The sequence below is a fragment of the Micromonospora pallida genome (assembly GCF_900090325.1).
Taxonomy (GTDB): domain Bacteria; phylum Actinomycetota; class Actinomycetes; order Mycobacteriales; family Micromonosporaceae; genus Micromonospora; species Micromonospora pallida.
This window is the reverse complement of the sequence record NZ_FMHW01000002.1, coordinates 5,592,157-5,610,245: the sequence shown is the minus strand read 5'-3', so window position 1 is coordinate 5,610,245 and position 18,089 is coordinate 5,592,157. Positions and strand designations below refer to the sequence as shown.

Sequence of the window (18,089 nt, the reverse complement as noted above, 5' to 3'; positions counted from 1 at the left end):
TTATCCCTTTTTGGCGGCCTTTGCGCCCGTAGGCTGTCCGCCATGACGGGAGCAGACGAGGCGCACCGGGTGGCCGGTGACGAGGACGACACACGCGAACTCGTCGCCCAGCTCAGGCAGCTCGCCGGCGCCGATCCGGCCACCGTCCGGCAGGTGGTGGCGGAGGTGTTGACGGCGCTGGACCGGGTGGCCGGTGGGGCGCTGCGCGACCAGTTGCCCGAGGCGATCCGGCTCGATGTGGGGCTGGACCGGGCGACTCCCGGTCATTCCTGAGTGGCCACTCAGTCGCCGGAGAGTCCCCTTCAGGCAAGTTAGGGTCACCTAACCCTGGGTGGGGGTAATGACGGTCATAGACTCCTCCCCGATGGGCTTGTGAAGTGTTTCACGAGCGTATGGGGAGGAGGCCCGGATGACGACGGTGGAGCAAGACGCCGACGTGATCGTCGTGGGCGCCGGTCCCGGCGGCTCGGCGACCGCGTACCACTTGGCGCGGCACGGGGTGCGGGTGCTGCTGCTCGAGAAGACCGAGTTCCCCCGGGAGAAGGTCTGCGGCGACGGGCTGACCCCGCGCGCAGTCCGGCAGCTCGTCCGGATGGGTGTGGACACCTCGCCCGAGGCCGGCTGGCTGCAGAACCGGGGCCTGCGGGTGATCGGCGGCGGCCTCCGGCTCGAACTGGACTGGCCCGACCTGGCCAGCTTCCCCAACTACGGTCTCGTCCGCACCCGGCTGGACTTCGACGACCTGCTCGCCCGGCAGGCCGTGTCCGCCGGCGCCGAGCTGCGCACCGGCGTGAACGTGGTCGGCCCGGTGCTCGACGGCAGCGGCCGGGTGACCGGCGTCGAGGCCGAGGTAGGCCCGGACAAGGCCCCGGCCACCTTCCACGCCCCGCTGGTGGTCGCCGCCGACGGCGTCTCCGGCCGGTTCCCGCTGGCGCTCGGCCTGGCCAAGCGGGAGGACCGCCCGATCGGGGTCGCGGTCCGGCGCTACTACCGCTGCCCGGCCAAGCACGACGACAACTACCTCGAGTCCTGGCTCGAACTGCGCAGCAAGGGCAGCGACGCGCTGCTGCCCGGGTACGGCTGGATCTTCGGCCTCGGTGACGGCCGGGTCAACGTCGGCCTGGGCGTGCTCAACTCCTCCTCCGCCTTCGGCAAGACGAACTACCGGCGGCTGCTCACCGACTGGCTGGCCAACACCCCGGACGACTGGGGCATGACCGACGAGGCGAACGCCGAGGGCCCGATTCTCGGCGCGGCGCTGCCGATGGGCTTCAACCGGGTGCCGCACTACACCCGGGGCGTGCTGCTGGTCGGTGACTCCGGTGGCATGGTCAACCCCTTCAACGGTGAGGGCATCGCGTACGCGATGGAGTCCGGCGAGCTGGCCGCGGAGATCGCGGTGCAGGCGCTGGCCCGTCCGGCGGGCGCGGAGCGTGAGCGGGCGCTGTCGGCGTACCCGACGGAGTTGAAGGCGCGGTTCGGCGGCTACTACCGGCTCGGCGGGATCTTCGTGAAGCTGATCGGCCGACCGGAGATCATGCGGCTCGCCACCAAGCACGGCCTGCCGCAGCCGCTGCTCATGCGCTTCGTGCTGAAGCTGTTGGCCAACCTGACCGATCCGCGCGGCGGGGACGCGATGGATCGGGTCATCAACGCGATGACGAAGGTGGCTCCAGCGGTCTAGGTCACACCCCGGCGCAAGTTGCCGGAGGTGAAGTTCGTAGTGTGAATTCGCCAACCATCGAGGGCAGGGAAGGACGAGCAGGAGACAACCATGACGCTCTCGCCTTACGCACCCATCATCGGGCTGTTCGCCCTCGCCGCAGCGTTCGCGCTCTTCTCGATCGCCGGCGCCCGCCTCGCCGGCCCGCGCCGCAACAACAAGGCCAAGCTCGAGGCGTACGAATGCGGCATCGAGCCGAGCCCGCAACCGGTCGGCGGTGGCCGGTTCCCGATCAAGTTCTACCTGACGGCGATGCTCTTCATCGTCTTCGACATCGAGATCATCTTCCTCTACCCCTGGGCGGTCTCGTTCGACGCCCTGCCGATCTTCGGCTTCGTGGAGATGGTCCTGTTCATCGTCGCGGTCTTCGTCGCGTACGCCTACGTGTGGCGGCGTGGCGGCCTGGACTGGGACTGAGGGAGGAACCACATGGGAATCGAGGAGAAGCTTCCCGCCGGCATCCTGCTGACCTCGGTGGAGAAGCTGGTCAACTGGTCGCGGAAGTCGTCGGTCTGGGGCGCCACCTTCGGCCTGGCCTGCTGCGCGATCGAGATGATGGCCGCCGGTGGTCCGCACTACGACATGGGCCGCTGGGGCATGGAGGTCTTCCGTGCCTCGCCCCGTCAGGCCGACCTGATGATCGTCGCCGGCCGGGTCAGCCAAAAGATGGCCCCGGTCCTGCGGCAGATCTACGACCAGATGGCCGAGCCCCGCTGGGTGCTCTCGATGGGCGTCTGCGCCAGCAGCGGCGGCATGTTCAACAACTACGCCATCGTCCAGGGCGTCGACCACGTCGTCCCGGTCGACATGTACCTCCCCGGCTGCCCGCCCCGGCCGGAGATGCTGATCGACGCGGTCCTCAAGCTTCGCGAGAAGATCGGGCACGAGCCGCTCGGCCCGAACGGCCGCAAGATGCTCGAGGCCCGCAAGGCCCGCGGTGACGTGCCCGTCGTTCCGTACGGCTCGATGCCGTCGTCGTACCGCGAGGACCGGGCCCGCCGCGCCGAGTGGACCCAGGCGGTCCGGGAGGGGCGCGAGGAGCAACTCCGGATCGAGAACTGGATGAAGGCCCAGAACCACCTCCACCCGTACGGGGGCATCAAATGACGGCGCCACACGACAAGCCGAACGACGGGGGCGTTCCGGTACCGGTGACGCCGGCCGGCGCGAGCACCACCGCGCCGGCCGAGTACCCGCCGGCCAGCCCGGCTGGTCGGGGCATGTTCGGCATTCAGGGCTCCGGTGACACCTCCGGCTTCGGCGGCCTGGTCCGGCCGCGCCGGCCGATCGAGGAGGCCAGCCGGCCGTACGGCAGCTACTTCGACGAGGTCCGTGACGCGCTGGAGGAGGCGTACCCGGGATTCGACGAGGCGATCGAGAAGGTCGTCGTCGACCGGGGTGAGCTGACCCTGCACGTGCGCCCGGAGAAGATCGCCGAGGTGTGCCAGGTGATGCGGGACGACCTCGCCCTCCGCTTCGAGCTCTGCTCCTCGGTCTCCGGGGCGGACTACCTCGGCGCGGACGAGCGCCGGCTGCACGTGGTCTACCACCTGACCTCGATGACCTACCGCCGTCGGGTGCGCCTGGAGGCCGCCGTTTCGGCGGAGAACCCGCACCTGCCGAGCGTGACCAGCGTCTACCCGACCGCCGACTGGCAGGAGCGGGAGACGTACGACATGTTCGGCGTCGTCTTCGACGGCCACCCCAGCCTGACCCGGATCCTCATGCCGGACGACTGGGAGGGGCACCCGCAGCGCAAGGACTACCCGCTCGGCGGCGTTCCCGTCGAGTACAAGGGCGCGGAGATCCCACCGCCAGACCAGCGGAGGTCCTACCAGTGAGCACCCCGAGCTACGCCACCGAGCGCGAGACGACCGAGGGCAGGGTCTTCACCGTCACCGGCGGGGACTGGGACCAGGTCGTCTCCGGCACCGATCCGATCAACGACGAGCGGATCGTCGTCAACATGGGTCCGCAGCACCCGTCCACGCACGGCGTGCTGCGGCTGATCCTGGAGCTGGAGGGCGAAACCGTCCGCGAGATGCGGTCGGTCGTCGGTTACCTGCACACCGGGATCGAGAAGAACCTCGAGTACCGCAACTGGGTGCAGGGGTCGACCTTCGTGACCCGGATGGACTACCTCGCCCCGATCTTCAACGAGACGGCGTACGCGCTGGCGGTGGAGAAGCTGCTCGGCATCGAGGAGCAGATCACCGACCGGGCGACCACCATCCGGGTGCTCATGATGGAGCTGAACCGGATCTCCTCGCACCTGGTCTGGCTGGCCACCACCGGCATGGAGCTGGGCGCGATCTCGATCATGCTCTACGGCTTCCGCGAGCGGGAGTACATCCTCGAGATCTTCGAGCTCATCACCGGCCTGCGGATGAACCACGCGTACGTCCGGCCCGGCGGGGTCGCCCAGGACGTGCCGGACGAGGCGATCGTCAAGATCCGCAGGTTCCTCAAGGAGATGCCGAAGAAGCTCAAGGAGTACGAGGACCTCCTCTCCGGTCAGCCGATCTGGGTCGAGCGGACGAAGAACGTCGCCGTGCTCGACGTGACCGCCTGCCTGGCGCTCGGCGTCACCGGTCCGGTGCTCCGCTCCGCCGGGCTCCCCTGGGACCTGCGTAAGACCATGCCGTACTGCGGCTACGAGACGTACGAGTTCGACGTGCCGACCCACCCGGACGGCGACGTCTGGGGCCGCTACCAGGTTCGGCTCGCCGAGATGCGGGAGTCGCTCAAGCTCGTCGAGCAGGCGCTGGACCGGCTGAAGCCGGGCCCGGTGATGGTCGCCGACAAGAAGATCGCCTGGCCGGCGCAGCTCGCCATCGGCGTCGACGGCATGGGCAACTCGCTGGAGCACGTGGCGAAGATCATGGGTCAGTCGATGGAGTCGCTGATCCACCACTTCAAGCTCGTCACCGAGGGCTTCCGGGTTCCGCCGGGCCAGGTCTACGTGGCGATCGAGGCGCCCCGTGGCGAGCTGGGCGTGCACGCGGTCTCCGACGGCGGCACCCGGCCCTACCGGGTGCACTACCGGGAGCCGAGCTTCGTCAACCTCCAGGCGCTCCCGGCGATGGCCGAGGGCGGCCTGATCGCCGACGTGATCGCCGGTGGTGCCTCGCTGGACCCCGTGATGGGTGGTTGTGACCGATGACGACGACTTTCACCGACGAGACCCGGGCTCGGGCGCGGGAGATCATCGCGCGCTATCCGGCCGACCGGTCGCGTTCCGCGCTGCTCCCGCTGCTGCACCTGGTGCAGTCCGAGGAGGGGTACGTCTCCCCGGCCGGGGTCGAGTTCTGTGCCGAGGTGCTCGGCCTGAACAAGGCCCAGGTCGGCGCGGTCGCCACCTTCTACACCATGTACAAGCGCCGGCCGACCGGTGACTACCTGGTCAGCGTCTGCACCAACACCATGTGCAACGTGCTCGGCGGCCAGGAGGTCTACGACACCCTCGCCGAGCACCTCGGCGTGGGACACGACGAGACCACCGCCGACGGGAAGATCACCCTGGAGCACGCCGAGTGCCTCGCGGCCTGCGACTACGGCCCGGTGATGACGGTCAACTACGACTTCTTCGACGGGGTCGACCCGCAGGCCGCTCTCGGGGTGGTCGAGGAGCTGCGCGCCGGGAGCCGGCCCACGCCGAGCCGGGGGGCCCGCCTGTGCACGCTGAAGGAGATGTCGGTCCAGCTCGCCGGCTTCGCCGACGAGCGGGAGGGCGCGGTGGCCGACGGCGTGCCGGGCGAGCCGACCCTGCGCGGGCTGCGCCTGGCGCAGCAGCACGGCATCTCGGTGCCCGGCTTCGACCCGAGCACCCCGATCCGCAGCAAGGCCGAGGCCGACCGGGCCGCTGCCGAGGCCAAGGCGAAGGCCGAGGCCGCCAAGCCGGCCCCGGCACCCGAGCCGAAGCCGGCGACTGCGCCGGCCGCCTCGACCGGCAACGCCGGTGCGGGTGAGCCGGCCCGACCCGCCGAGGCGACCGGCAGCACCGCCCCGGACGTCAAGGCACCGGACGACAAGTCGCCCGAGGTGCGCGCCGCCGAGACTCGGCAGCCGGACGCGAAGACCGCCGTCGCGGACGCGCCGGGCACCAAGGTGCCGGTCGACACCGCGCCGCCGGCCCCGCGCGACGCGCGGGCCGCCGAGGCGGAGGGCGCGGCGGCCAACGCGCCGGCTGGCGACGGCAAGCCCGCCGGGGACGACGCCGCTGCGCAGGAGCGCTCGCTCAAGGAAGCGGAGGCCAACAAGTGACGACTCCTCGGCCGGAGACGCTGGCCAAGCTGACCCCGGTACTCACCAAGCGCTGGCTCTCGCCGGACGCCTGGCAGATCGACACCTACCAGAAGCTGGACGGCTACGCCGCCCTGCGCAAGGCGCTCAAGGCCCACCCGGACGACCTGATCCAGCTCATCAAGGACTCCGGGCTGCGCGGTCGCGGTGGTGCCGGCTTCCCGACCGGCCTGAAGTGGGGCTTCATCCCGCAGGGCGACGGCAAGCCGCACTACCTCGTGGTCAACGCCGACGAGGGCGAGCCGGGCACCTGCAAGGACCTGCCGCTGATGACGCACGACCCGCACTCGCTGGTCGAGGGCGTGATCATCGCGTCGTACGCGATCCGGGCCGACCGCGCGTACATCTACATCCGTGGTGAGGCGGTGCACGCCGCCCGCCGGCTGCGCAACGCGGTGCGGGAGGCGTACGACCGGGGCTACCTCGGGCGGAACATCCAGGGCTCCGGGTTCGACCTGGATCTGGTGGTGCACTCCGGCGCGGGCGCGTACATCTGCGGCGAGGAGACGGCACTGCTGGACTCGCTGGAGGGCTTCCGGGGTCAGCCCCGGCTGCGTCCGCCCTTCCCGGCGACCCACGGCCTGTACGCCAGCCCGACGGTGGTCAACAACGTCGGCACCATCGCCAGCGTGCCGTATATCGTGCTCGGCGGGGCCGACTGGTGGAAGACCATGGGTACGGAGAAGTCCTCCGGGCCGATGATCTACTCGCTTTCCGGCCGGATCGTCAACCCCGGCCAGTACGAGTGCTCGATGGGCATCACGCTACGTGAGCTGCTGGAGTTGGCCGGTGGCATGCAGCCCGGTCACAACCTGCGGTTCTGGACGCCGGGCGGGTCGTCGACGCCGCTGCTCACCGCCGACCACCTCGACGTGCCGCTGGACTTCGAGGGCGTGGGGGCGGCCGGCTCGATTCTCGGCACCACGGCCACCCAGATCTTCTCCGACCAGGACTGCCCGGTCTACGCGACCTACCGGTGGCTGGAGTTCTACCACCACGAGTCGTGCGGCAAGTGCACCCCGTGCCGGGAGGGCAACTACTGGATGGTCCGGGTCTACCGGCGGATCCTTGCCGGCAAGGGCACCCACGAGGACCTGGACACCCTGCTCGACACCTGTGACAACATCCTCGGCCGCTCGTTCTGTGGTCTGGGTGACGGTGCGACCAGTCCGGTGACCTCGTCCCTGAAGTTCTTCAAGCAGGACTACCTCGACTACATCGAGGGACGCACTGCTCCCAAGTTGTCGGAGAAGACCCTGGTAGGGGCGCACTAATGACCGACGTAGCGAAGCAGACCGAGACCGTCACCCTCACCATCGACGGCATCCAGGTCACCGCTCCGAAGGGAGCACTGCTGATCCGGGTCGCCGAGCAGATGGGCATCGCGATCCCCCGGTTCTGCGACCACCCGCTGCTGGCCCCGGCCGGCGCGTGCCGGCAGTGCCTCGTCGACGTGGAGGGGCAGCGCAAGCCGGTTGCCTCCTGCACCCAGACGGTGGCCGAGGGCATGGTGGTCCGGACCCAGCTCACCTCCCCGGTGGCCAAGAAGGCGCAGGACGGGGTGATGGAGCTGCTGCTGATGAACCACCCGCTCGACTGCCCGATGTGCGACAAGGGTGGTGAGTGCCCGCTGCAGAACCAGGCGATGTCCAGCGGCCGCAGCGACTCCCGCTTCCACGAGCACAAGCGGGAGTACGAGAAGCCGCTGAACATCTCCAGCCAGGTCCTGCTGGACCGGGAACGCTGCGTGCTCTGCCAGCGGTGCACCCGGTTCTCCGAGGAGATCGCCGGGGACAAGTTCATCGACCTGATGGGCCGGTCCTCCGCCGAGGAGATCAACATCTACCGGGACGAGGCGTACGGGGTGGAGGAGGGCGAGGAGACCGGCGACGTGCCGTTCAACTCGTACTTCTCCGGCAACACCGTGCAGATCTGCCCGGTGGGTGCGCTCACCGGTGCCCAGTACCGCTTCCGGGCCCGCCCGTTCGACCTGGTCTCCACCCCGAGCGTCTGCGAGCACTGCTCGGCCGGCTGCGCACAGCGCACCGACTGGCGGCGGGGCAAGGTGCTGCGCCGGCTCGCCGGTGACGATGCGCAGGTCAACGAGGAGTGGAACTGCGACAAGGGCCGCTGGGGCTTCCAGTACGCCCGCGCCTTCGACCGGATCACCACCCCGCTGGTGCGGGACGCCAAGACCGGTGAGCTGCGCGAGGCGTCCTGGAGCGAGGCGCTCACGGTGGCCGCCGAGGGGCTGGCCGCCGCCCGGGACGGCGGGCAGGGCACCGCGGTGCTCACCGGTGGCCGGCTGACCGTCGAGGACGCCTACGCGTACGCGAAGTTCGCCCGGGTCGCGCTGAACACCAACGACATCGACTTCCGGGCCCGTCCGGTCTCCCGCGAGGAGACCGAGTTCCTGGCCAGCAACGTCGCCGGGATCACCGAGGTCACCTACGCCGACGTCGAGAACGCCTCGGCGGTGGTGCTGGCCGGCCTGGAGCCGGAGGAGGAGTGCCCGATCCTCTTCCTGCGGCTGCGCAAGGCGTACCAGAAGAAGAAGCTGAAGGTGTACGCGCTGGCGCCGTTCGCCACCCGCGGCCTGGAGAAACTCGGCGCGAAGCTCGCCCGGGTGGTGCCGGGCGAGGAGGCGCTGCTGCTGGCCGAACACGACACGGTCCGCGAGGCGCTCAGCGCCGAGGGCGCGATCCTGGTCGTCGGCGAGCGGCTGGCCAGTGTCCCGGGTGGCCTCAGCGCCGCCGCCGACGTGGCCCGGCGTACCGGGGCGAGGTTGGCCTGGGTGCCGCGGCGCGCGGGTGACCGGGGTGCGGTCGACACCGGCTGCCTGCCGAACCTGCTTCCCGGCGGTCGGCTGGTCACCGAGCCGGCGGCCCGCGCGGAGCTGGGCGAGGCGTGGGACATCGCGGCCGGGGTGATCCCCAGCCAGGCCGGCCGGGACACCGACGGCATCGTCGCGGCGGCGGCGGCCGGTCAGTTGGGCGCGCTGGTGGTGGCCGGGGTCGACCCGGCCGACCTGGCCGACCCGCGCCTGGCCGAGCAGGCCCTGGACGCGGTGCCCTTCCTGGTCAGCCTGGAGCTGCGGATGAGCGCGGTGGCCCGCCGGGCGGACGTGGTCTTCCCGGTCGCCCCGGTGGTCGAGAAGGCCGGCAGCTTCCTGGACTGGGAGGGGCGGCTGCGTCCGTTCGACGCGGTGCTCCAGACGCCGGCGATGTCCGACGGCCGGGTGCTCGACGCGCTCGCCGACCGGCTCGGCGTCCAGCTCGGCACCGGCGACGTGCTGAGCGTCCGCCGCGAGTTGGGCGCCCTGCCGGCCACCCGCACCGACCGCCCGACGGCCCCGTCGGTGGAGCCGCAGCCGGCGCCCCGACCGGGCGACGGCGAGGCGGTCCTCGCCACCTGGCACCAGCTCATCGACCTGGGCAGCCTCATCGACGGCGACGAGCACCTGGGCGGCACCGCCCGGCCGCCGGTGGTGCGGCTGGGCAAGGGCACCGCCGAGGCGCTCGGCGTCGCCGACGGTGACGCGGTGACGGTGGGTACCGACCGGGGGGCGCTGACCCTGCCGGCGGAGATCACCGAGATGCCGGACGGCGTCGTCTGGCTGCCGACCAATTCACCCGGTTCGACCGTCCGGCGCAGCCTCGGCGCGACGTCCGGCACGGTGGTACGCGTCCAGGCCGCCGCGACCGCTCTGGTCGCCGCGGACGCCGCTGACCGCCCGGGTCCGCTCCTCAACACCGGGGGTGTATCCCAGTGAACGCGGTCTACCTCGCGCAGGACCCGACGCTGGCCGACTTCGGCCGGGACCCGTGGTGGCTGGTCCTGGTCAAGATCCTCTTCGCGTTCGTCTTCGCGGTGCTGGCCACCCTGCTCGGCGTCTGGTTCGAGCGGCGTGTGGTGGGTTACATGCAGGTCCGGCCGGGCCCGAACCAGATCGGCCCGCTCGGTCTGCTGCAGACCCTCGCCGACGGCCTGAAGATGGCCTTCAAGGAGGACATCCTCCCGAAGGCTGCGGACAAGGTCGTCTACTTCTTCGCCCCGGCGGTGTCGGTGATCTGCGCGGTCACCGCGCTGTCGGTGATCCCGTTCGGCCCGATGGTGAGCATCTTCGGCCACCGGACGCCGTTGCAGGTCACCGACGTGTCGGTGGCGGTGCTGGTGGTGCTGGCCTGCTCCTCGATGGCGGTCTACGGCATCGTGCTCGGCGGCTGGGCCTCCGGCTCGACGTACCCGCTGCTCGGTGGTCTCCGCTCCAGCGCCCAGATGATCTCGTACGAGGTCGCGCTCGGGCTGAGCATCGTCGCCGTCTTCATGACCGCCGGCACGATGTCCACCAGCGGGATCGTCGCCGCCCAGGCGCACGGCTCCCAGCTCAACATCTTCGGGATGGAGTTCTCCGCCCCGGGCTGGTACGCCATCCTGCTCATGCCGAGCTTCATCATCTTCTTCATCGCCACGGTCGGCGAGACCAACCGGGCGCCGTTCGACCTGCCGGAGGCGGAGTCGGAGCTGGTCGCGGGCTTCATGACCGAGTACAGCTCGCTGAAGTTCGCGCTCTTCATGCTCTCCGAGTACGTCGCCATGGTGACCATGTCGGCGTTTACCGTGACGCTGTTCCTCGGCGGCTGGCGGGCCCCCGCGCCGATCACCACCTTCTGGGAGGGCGCGAACTCCGGCTGGTGGCCGATGCTGTGGTTCTTCGCCAAGGTCATCATGCTGGTCTTCGTCTTCGTCTGGCTGCGGGGCACCCTGCCCCGGCTCCGGTACGACCAGTTCATGCGGCTGGGCTGGAAGGTCCTGCTGCCGATCAACCTCGTCTGGATCCTGGTGCTGGCCTGGCTGCGCTCGATCGAGGACTGGGAGGGCCAGAGCCGGCTGGTCGGCATCGGCGTGCTGGCCGGTGTGCTGCTGCTGGTCGTACTGCTCTGGCCGAACCGCAAGCCGGAGCGGAAGCTCACCCCGCAGGAGCAGGTCGACAAGCGACCGCACGGCAGTTTCCCGGTGCCCCCCATGGACCTGCAGGTGCCACCGAGCCCGCGCACCCGGCGCGTGGTGGCCGAGCGGGAGCCGGCCAACATCGGTACCGGCCCGGACTCGAAGGAGGTGTGACGTGGGCGGGATCACCGGAACGTTCAAGGGCTTCGGCGTCACCTTCTCGCACATGTTCAGGAAGGTCGTCACGACCGACTACCCGTTCAAGCCGCCGACCCCGGCGCCGCGCTACCACGGGCGGCACATCCTCAACCGGCACCCGGACGGGTTGGAGAAGTGCATCGGCTGCGAGCTGTGCGCCTGGGCCTGCCCGGCGGACGCGATCTACGTCGAGGGTGGCGACAACACCGACGAGCAGCGCTTCTCGCCGGGTGAGCGGTACGCCAGCACCTACCAGATCAACTACGCCCGCTGCATCTTCTGCGGGCTCTGCATCGAGGCCTGCCCGACCCGTTCGCTGACCATGAGCAACGAGTACGAGCTGGCCCGGGACAGCCGGCAGGACCTGATCTTCACCAAGGAGCAGTTGCTCGCGCCGCTGCTGGCCGGGATGGAGCAGCCGCCCCACCCGATGCGACTGGGCGACAGCGAGAAGGACTACTACGTCGGCGCGCTGGAGAACCCGGGCACCTCGGCCGGGGCCGAGCGCTCCCCGATGGGACCGGGCCGGTACGCGCTCGACGAGACCCCCGGCGTGACCTTCCCCGGCGCCGAGCAGGCGGCCCAGCGGGCCGAGGCGGCCAAGGGCAGCAAGGGAGACAGGGCATGACCACGCAGACGGTGCTGGCCGCGGCGGGCGAGGTGTCCGGCGGCGAGGAGGTCACCTTCTGGATCCTCGCCCCGTTGGCGCTGCTCGGCGCGATCGGCATGCTCTGGGCCCGCAACGCGGTGCACTCGGCGCTCTGGCTGGTGCTGACCATGCTCTGCCTAGGCGTGTTCTACGTGCTCCAGGCAGGCCCGTTCATCGGCATGGTGCAGATCATCGTCTACACCGGCGCGATCATGATGCTGTTCCTGTTCGTGCTGATGCTGGTCGGCCGGGACTCGTCCGACTCGCTGATCGAGACGTTGCGCGGGCAGCGGGTCGCGGCGATCCTGCTCGGCCTCGGTTTCGCCGGCCTGGTCGCCGGTGGTCTGGCCCGGGCGCTCGACGGCACCACCGCGGTCGGCCTGGACGAGGCCAACGCCGAGGGGAACGTGCAGGGCATCGCCCGGCTTCTCTTCACCAAGTACGTCTTCGCCTTCGAGTTGACCTCGGCGCTGCTGATCACCGCCGCGGTCGGGGCGATGGTGCTGGCGCACATCGAGCGGCGACGCGAGGACAAGGTCGACCAGATCGCGACCATGAAGGCCCGGTTCCGGCCCGGCAGCTACCCCGGCCCGAAGCCCGGTCCGGGTGTCTTCGCCACCTCCTCCTCGGTGGCCACCCCGGCCCGCCTGCCCGACGGCCGGCTGACCGAGCGCAGCATCCCCGAGATCATGCCGGTCCGGGAGCTGAGCGCGGAGGAGACGACGCTGAAGGGGACCGACCGGTGAGCGCGAGGAGTGCAGCGGAGCGGAGCCCCGCAGTCGCGAACGAAAGGCAGGCATCCGTGAGCGCGAGGAGTGCAGCGGAGCGGAGCCCCGCAGTCGCGAACGAAAGGCAGGCTCAGGGATGACGCCGGACAACTACCTGATCCTGGCCGCGGTGCTGTTCACCATCGGTGCGGTCGGGGTGCTCATCCGTCGCAACGCGATCGTGCTGTTCATGTGCATCGAGCTGATGCTGAACGCGGCCAACCTGACCCTGGTCACCTTCGCCCGGATCAACGGTGACCTGAACGGGCAGATCATGGCCTTCTTCGTGATGGTGGTGGCCGCCGCCGAGGTCGTGGTCGGACTCGCGATCATCATGTCGATCTTCCGGACTCGACGCTCGGCGAGCGTCGACGACGCCAACCTGCTCAAGTACTAGAGGGGCCGACGCAGTGGAAGAAACTGTGCGTTACGCAGAGGCCACGGGTTTGCTCGGCAGCGTCTGGCTGCTGGTGGCCATCCCCCTGGTCAGCGCGGCGATCCTGCTGCTGCTGGGCCGGCGGGCCGACCGGTGGGGGCACTGGCTCGGCGTGGCCGCCATCGGTGCCGCCTTCGTCCTCGGTCTCACCTACTTCTTCCAGCTGCGTGGCCTGGAGAACAAGTCGGTCGAGCGGAGTCTCTGGGACTTCATCGCCGTCGGTGACTTCCGGGTGGACTTCGGCCTGCTCTTCGACCCGCTGGCCGCGGTCTTCGTCCTGCTGATCACCGGCGTGGGCTTCCTGATCCACCTGTACGCGGTCGAGTACATGGCGCACGACGCCGGGCGGCGGCGCTTCTTCGCGTACTTCAACCTGTTCGTCGCCGCCATGCTCCTGCTGGTGCTCGGCAACAACTACGTGATGCTCTACTTCGGCTGGGAGGGCGTCGGTCTGGCGTCGTACCTGCTGATCTCCTTCTGGTACGACCGGCCGAGCGCGGCCACCGCCGGCAAGAAGGCGTTCCTGATGAACCGGGTCGGCGACGCCGGCCTGGCCATCGGCATCTTCATCATGTTTGCCACCCTCGGCACCACCCAGTACGACGAGGTGTTCAACGGGGTCGGCGGCCTGGCCGGCGGCACCGTCCTGGCCCTCGGCCTGCTGCTCCTGCTCGGCGCGACCGGCAAGTCCGGTCAGTTCCCGCTCCAGGCGTGGCTGCCGGACGCGATGGAGGGCCCGACCCCGGTGTCGGCGCTCATCCACGCGGCCACCATGGTCACCGCGGGCGTCTACCTGATCGCCCGCTCCAACCCGGTCTTCTCCGCTAACGAGACGCTCCAACTCGTGGTGGTCAGCGTCGGCGCGCTCACCCTGCTGATCGGCTGCCTCATCGGCGCGGCCAAGGACGACATCAAGCGGGTGCTGGCCTGGTCGACGGTGAGCCAGATCGGCTACATGTTCCTCGGCGTGGGCCTCGGTGGCGCGGCGTACGCGCTGGCCATCGTGCACCTGCTGGCGCACGGCTTCTTCAAGGCCAACATGTTCCTCGGGGCCGGCTCGGTCATGCACGGCATGAAGGACCAGGTGGACATCCGGCGCTTCGGCGGACTGTCCACGCACATGAAGATCACCTGGCTCACCTTCATGATGGGCTGGCTCGCCATCATCGGCATGTTCCCGTTCTCCGGCTTCTTCTCCAAGGAGCCGATCATCGTGGCCGCCTTCGAGCGGGAGGACTGGACGGCCTGGCTGTTCGGCGGGGCGGCGCTGCTCGGCGCCGGACTGACCGCGTTCTACATGACCCGGCTCTTCGTGCTCACCTTCCACGGCCCGAAGCGGTGGACCGAGGACATCGAGCACCCGCACGAGTCGCCGGCCCTGATGACGATCCCGCTGATCCTGCTGGCGGTCGGCTCGGTCGCCGCCGGCTTCCTGCTCGCCACCTCTGTGCCGGACTGGCTCACCGCCACCGCCGGGCTGGGCGGCGAGGAAGGCCACCACGAGTCGGTCCTGCCGCACAGTGTGCTCACCGTGCTCTCCCTGCTGGTCACGGTGCTCGGTGCCGGGCTGGCCTGGATGCTGTTCCGCAACGGCACCGCCACCACGCCGCAGCCGGCCGGGGTGCTGGTCACCGCCGCCCGGCGGAACCTCTACACCGACGCGTTCAACGAGGCGGTCTTCGAGAAGCCGGGCATCTTCCTCACCCGGGCGCTCGTCTTCCTGGACAACCGGGGCGTCGACGGGCTGGTCAACGGCCTCGCCGCCGCGGTCGGCGGGGGCTCCGGCCGGCTCCGGCGGCTCCAGACCGGCTTCGTCCGGTCGTACGCGACGTCGATCCTGACCGGCGCGCTGCTGGTGGTGGCGGCGTTCCTGGCCGTACAGGCGGGGTGGTTGGCGTGATCGACCTCTTCCCGGCCGCCGCTGCCGGCGGACCGCGCAGTAACGACGGAGGTAAGGCCGAATAATGTCCGACTTCCCCTTCCTCTCGGTGCTGACCGTGGCGCCGCTGGTCGGCGCCCTGATCGTGGCCTTCCTGCCGCGTAGCCGGCCGGAGTTCGCCAAGCAGGTCGCGTTCGTCTGGTCGCTGGCGGTGCTGGCGCTGACCGTGGTCATGTGGGTGGCCTTCAAGACCGGTGGCGAGCGGTTCCAGTTCCGCGAGTCCTACACCTGGATTCCGCAGTGGGACGCGCGGTTCACCTTCGCCGCGGACGGCATCGCCCTGGTGATGCTGATGCTCATCGCGGTGCTGGTGCCGCTGGTGATCCTGGCCTCCTGGCACGACGCCGAGCACTCGAAGCGGTCCGTGCCGGCCTACTTCGCGCTGCTGCTGGTGCTCGAGAGCACGATGATCGGCGTCTTCGCCGCCGCCGACGTCTTCCTCTTCTACCTGTTCTTCGAGGTCATGCTGGTGCCGATGTACTTCATCATCGGTAGCTACGGCGGTCACCAGCGCCAGTACGCCGCGGTGAAGTTCTTCCTCTACTCGCTGGTCGGCGGTCTGTTCATGCTCGCCGCGGTGATCGGCCTCTGGGTCGTCGGCGGGAAGACCTTCGACTGGCAGGCGCTGGTGCAGGCGGACATCTCCGCCGGCACCGAGCGCTGGCTCTTCCTCGGCTTCTTCATCGCCTTCGCGATCAAGGCGCCGTTCTTCCCGTTCCACACCTGGCTCCCGGACGCCGGTGGCGCGGCCCCGGCCGGCTCCGCCGCGCTGCTCGTCGGCGTCATGGACAAGGTCGGCACCTTCGGCATCCTGCGCTACTGCCTGCCGATGTTCCCGGAGGCGTCGAAGTGGTTCGCGCCCTGGGCGCTGGCGCTGGGCGTGATCGGCATCATCTACGCCGCGCTGCTGGCGGTCGGGCAGAACGACCTGAAGCGGCTGGTGTCGTACACCTCGATCGCGCACTTCGGGTTCATCGGCGTCGGCATCTTCGCCTTCACCACCCAGGCCGGCACCGGCGCGGTCCTCTACATGGTCAACCACGGCCTCGCCACCGGTCTGCTCTTCCTGGTGGTCGGCATGTTGATCGCCCGGCGCGGCTCGGCGCTGATCAGCGACTTCGGCGGTGCGGGCAAGCTGGTCCCGGTCCTGGCCGGGGTGCTCTTCTTTGCTGGTCTCGCCTCGCTGGCGCTGCCCGGCACCGCGCCGTTCATCTCCGAGTTCCTGGTGCTGATCGGCACGTTCACGGTGAACAAGCCGGTCGCGGTGATCGCCACGCTCGGCATCATCCTGGCCGCGGCGTACGTGCTCTGGATGGTGCAGCGCACCACGCAGGGCACCCTGAACCCGGCGTTGACCGAGGTCGAGGGCATGAAGCGGGACCTGAACCTGCGGGAGAAGGTCGTGGTCGCCCCGCTGATCGCGCTGATCGTGCTGCTCGGCTTCTATCCCAAGCCGCTCACCGATGTCATCAACCCCGCCGTCCAGGCGACCATGCAGGACGTCGGCAAGACCGACCCCGCTCCGACGGTCGGCAGCGTCCAGGAGGCAGCAAAGTGACCGAGCAACTTGAGTTGCCGTCGATCGACTATCTGGCGCTCCTGCCGATCCTGACCATGCTGGGCGCGGCCCTGCTCGGCGTCCTGGTGGAGGCGTTCGTGCCGCGCCGGGGCCGCCACCCGGTCCAGCTCATGCTCGCCCTGCTGGCCGTGTTGGTCGCGTTCGTGGCGGTGGTCGCCGCCGACGACCACAAGGGCATCACCATCGGCGGGGCGATCGCGGTGGACGGGCCGACCCTCTTCCTCCAGGGCGGCATCCTGATCCTCGCCGCGGTGGCGCTGCTGCTGATCGGCGAGCGCACCGTCGAGCGGGGCGGGGCGTTCGTGGCCCAGGCCGCGGTCCGGGCCGAGTCGACCGACGACCGCCGGCAGGCCGAGGGGCAGCACGGGGCGACCGAGGTCTACCCGCTGACCACCTTCGCCATCGCCGGCATGCTGATCTTCGTGGCGGCGAACGACCTGCTGACCATGTTCATCGCCCTCGAGGTCTTCTCGCTGCCGCTCTACCTGCTCTGCGCGCTGGCCCGGCGGCGCCGGCTGCTGAGCCAGGAAGCCGCGCTGAAGTACTTCATGCTCGGCGCGTACGCCTCGGCGTTCTTCCTGTTCGGCGTGGCGCTGATCTACGGCTTCACCTCCGGCATCCCGAACCGGGAGGCCGGGGTCGACCTGAACACGGTCGCCGCGGCGGTGACCGAGTCCACGTCCAGCCGGGTGCTGCTCTTCGCCGGCATCGCGCTGCTCGCCATCGGCCTGCTGTTCAAGGCCGCGGCGGCTCCGTTCCACGTCTGGACCCCGGACGTCTACCAGGGCGCGCCGACCCCGATCACCGGCTTCATGGCCGCCTGTACCAAGGTCGCCGCCTTCGGGGCCCTGCTGCGGATCTTCCACGTCGCCTTCGGCGGGGCCGCCTGGGACTTCACCCCGGTGCTCGGCGGGGTGGCGGTGCTCACCATGCTGGTCGGCGCGGTGTTGGCGGTCACCCAGACCGACATCAAGCGGCTGCTGGCGTACTCGTCCATCGCCAATGCCGGTTATCTGCTGGTCGGCGTGCTCGCGCCGGGCAGCGAGGGCCTCTCCGGCACGATGTTCTACCTGGTCGCGTACGGCTTCTCGGTGCTCGCCGCGTTCGCTGTGGTGACCTTGGTCCGGGACGCCGACGGCGAGGCCACCCACCTGTCGCGCTGGGCGGGTCTGGGGCGCCGGTCGCCGTTCTACGCCGGTCTGTTCACCCTCATCCTGCTGGCCTTCGCCGGGATCCCGCTGACCAGCGGCTTCATGAGCAAGGTCGCGGTCTTCGGTCCGGCGCTGGACGGCGGGCAGGCGTGGCTGGTGATCGCCGGTGTGCTGACCAGCATGGTGCTCGCCTTCCCGTACCTGCGGGTCGTGGTGATGATGTGGCTCTCCGAGCCGGGCGACTCCACCCCGACGGTCACCGTGCCCGGTGGACTGACCGCCGCCGCACTGATGATCGGGGTGGCCGCCACGGTGTTCCTGGGCGTGGCCCCGGCCCCGCTGCTCGACCTGGCTGACGGCGCCGCGCAGTTCATTCGATAACCCTCACGGCCGGT

General features: G+C 69.9%; 16 protein-coding genes. All 16 read left to right on the top strand.

Going from position 1 to position 18,089, the window contains the following annotated elements; genetic code table 11:
• Positions 1-42 precede the first annotated feature (42 nt).
• The 16 genes from GA0074692_RS23350 (at position 43) to nuoN (ending at position 18,075) form a co-directional block, all read left to right on the top strand.
• Complete coding sequence (locus GA0074692_RS23350; protein WP_091647536.1) at positions 43-273, top strand: hypothetical protein; 231 nt, start codon at positions 43-45, stop codon at positions 271-273.
• Between the two features lie 136 nt (positions 274-409).
• Positions 410-1,684, top strand: coding sequence for a geranylgeranyl reductase family protein (locus GA0074692_RS23345; RefSeq protein ID WP_091647534.1), 1,275 nt, complete (start codon positions 410-412; stop codon positions 1,682-1,684).
• Positions 1,685-1,774: 90 nt separating this feature from the next.
• Complete coding sequence (locus tag GA0074692_RS23340; RefSeq protein ID WP_091647531.1) at positions 1,775-2,140, top strand: NADH-quinone oxidoreductase subunit A; 366 nt, start codon at positions 1,775-1,777, stop codon at positions 2,138-2,140.
• Between the two features lie 12 nt (positions 2,141-2,152).
• Entirely contained in the window at positions 2,153-2,830 is a 678-nt protein-coding gene (locus GA0074692_RS23335; protein ID WP_091647528.1) for a NuoB/complex I 20 kDa subunit family protein, read from the top strand.
• Entirely contained in the window at positions 2,827-3,564 is a 738-nt protein-coding gene (locus tag GA0074692_RS23330) for an NADH-quinone oxidoreductase subunit C (protein ID WP_091647526.1), read from the top strand. Before GA0074692_RS23335 ends, GA0074692_RS23330 begins: the two co-directional genes overlap by 4 nt.
• Positions 3,561-4,886: an NADH-quinone oxidoreductase subunit D gene (locus tag GA0074692_RS23325; protein WP_091647523.1), complete on the top strand. Its 1,326-nt coding sequence runs from the start codon at positions 3,561-3,563 to the stop codon at positions 4,884-4,886. Before GA0074692_RS23330 ends, GA0074692_RS23325 begins: the two co-directional genes overlap by 4 nt.
• A complete protein-coding gene (gene nuoE, locus GA0074692_RS23320; protein WP_091647520.1) occupies positions 4,883-5,986 on the top strand; it encodes an NADH-quinone oxidoreductase subunit NuoE in 1,104 nt (367 codons plus the stop codon). The genes GA0074692_RS23325 and nuoE overlap by 4 nt, the downstream gene beginning before the upstream one ends.
• Entirely contained in the window at positions 5,983-7,299 is a 1,317-nt protein-coding gene (gene nuoF / locus GA0074692_RS23315; protein WP_091647519.1) for an NADH-quinone oxidoreductase subunit NuoF, read from the top strand. The genes nuoE and nuoF overlap by 4 nt, the downstream gene beginning before the upstream one ends.
• Positions 7,299-9,797, top strand: coding sequence for an NADH-quinone oxidoreductase subunit G (locus GA0074692_RS23310; RefSeq protein ID WP_091647517.1), 2,499 nt, complete (start codon positions 7,299-7,301; stop codon positions 9,795-9,797). The genes nuoF and GA0074692_RS23310 overlap by 1 nt, the downstream gene beginning before the upstream one ends.
• Complete coding sequence (gene nuoH, locus GA0074692_RS23305) at positions 9,794-11,149, top strand: NADH-quinone oxidoreductase subunit NuoH (protein WP_091647515.1); 1,356 nt, start codon at positions 9,794-9,796, stop codon at positions 11,147-11,149. Before GA0074692_RS23310 ends, nuoH begins: the two co-directional genes overlap by 4 nt.
• Before the next feature lies 1 nt (position 11,150).
• Positions 11,151-11,801 carry an NADH-quinone oxidoreductase subunit NuoI gene (gene nuoI, locus GA0074692_RS23300; protein ID WP_091647512.1) on the top strand — a complete coding sequence of 217 codons (651 nt, stop codon included), beginning with the start codon at positions 11,151-11,153 and terminating at the stop codon, positions 11,799-11,801.
• Positions 11,798-12,568 carry an NADH-quinone oxidoreductase subunit J gene (locus GA0074692_RS23295; RefSeq protein ID WP_091647510.1) on the top strand — a complete coding sequence of 257 codons (771 nt, stop codon included), beginning with the start codon at positions 11,798-11,800 and terminating at the stop codon, positions 12,566-12,568. Before nuoI ends, GA0074692_RS23295 begins: the two co-directional genes overlap by 4 nt.
• A 118-nt stretch (positions 12,569-12,686) precedes the next feature.
• A complete protein-coding gene (nuoK, locus tag GA0074692_RS23290; protein ID WP_091647508.1) occupies positions 12,687-12,986 on the top strand; it encodes an NADH-quinone oxidoreductase subunit NuoK in 300 nt (99 codons plus the stop codon).
• 13 nt (positions 12,987-12,999) lie between these two features.
• Positions 13,000-14,925, top strand: a complete 1,926-nt coding sequence (nuoL, locus tag GA0074692_RS23285; RefSeq protein ID WP_091647506.1) for an NADH-quinone oxidoreductase subunit L — start codon at positions 13,000-13,002, stop codon at positions 14,923-14,925.
• 64 nt (positions 14,926-14,989) lie between these two features.
• Positions 14,990-16,522 (top strand): NADH-quinone oxidoreductase subunit M, encoded by a 1,533-nt coding sequence (locus tag GA0074692_RS23280; protein WP_091647504.1) that lies wholly within the window; start codon positions 14,990-14,992, stop codon positions 16,520-16,522.
• A complete protein-coding gene (gene nuoN, locus GA0074692_RS23275) occupies positions 16,519-18,075 on the top strand; it encodes an NADH-quinone oxidoreductase subunit NuoN (RefSeq protein ID WP_091647502.1) in 1,557 nt (518 codons plus the stop codon). Before GA0074692_RS23280 ends, nuoN begins: the two co-directional genes overlap by 4 nt.
• Positions 18,076-18,089: the final 14 nt, after the last annotated feature.

Coding starts and splice junctions, on each gene's coding strand:
- GA0074692_RS23330 (WP_091647526.1), top strand. CDS start 2,827: ATGACGGCGCCACACGACAAGCCGAACGACGGGGGCGTTCCGGTACCG.
- GA0074692_RS23295 (WP_091647510.1), top strand. CDS start 11,798: ATGACCACGCAGACGGTGCTGGCCGCGGCGGGCGAGGTGTCCGGCGGC.
- GA0074692_RS23280 (WP_091647504.1), top strand. CDS start 14,990: ATGTCCGACTTCCCCTTCCTCTCGGTGCTGACCGTGGCGCCGCTGGTC.
- GA0074692_RS23310 (WP_091647517.1), top strand. CDS start 7,299: ATGACCGACGTAGCGAAGCAGACCGAGACCGTCACCCTCACCATCGAC.
- GA0074692_RS23350 (WP_091647536.1), top strand. CDS start 43: ATGACGGGAGCAGACGAGGCGCACCGGGTGGCCGGTGACGAGGACGAC.
- GA0074692_RS23340 (WP_091647531.1), top strand. CDS start 1,775: ATGACGCTCTCGCCTTACGCACCCATCATCGGGCTGTTCGCCCTCGCC.
- nuoE (WP_091647520.1), top strand. CDS start 4,883: ATGACGACGACTTTCACCGACGAGACCCGGGCTCGGGCGCGGGAGATC.
- GA0074692_RS23335 (WP_091647528.1), top strand. CDS start 2,153: ATGGGAATCGAGGAGAAGCTTCCCGCCGGCATCCTGCTGACCTCGGTG.
- GA0074692_RS23345 (WP_091647534.1), top strand. CDS start 410: ATGACGACGGTGGAGCAAGACGCCGACGTGATCGTCGTGGGCGCCGGT.
- nuoK (WP_091647508.1), top strand. CDS start 12,687: ATGACGCCGGACAACTACCTGATCCTGGCCGCGGTGCTGTTCACCATC.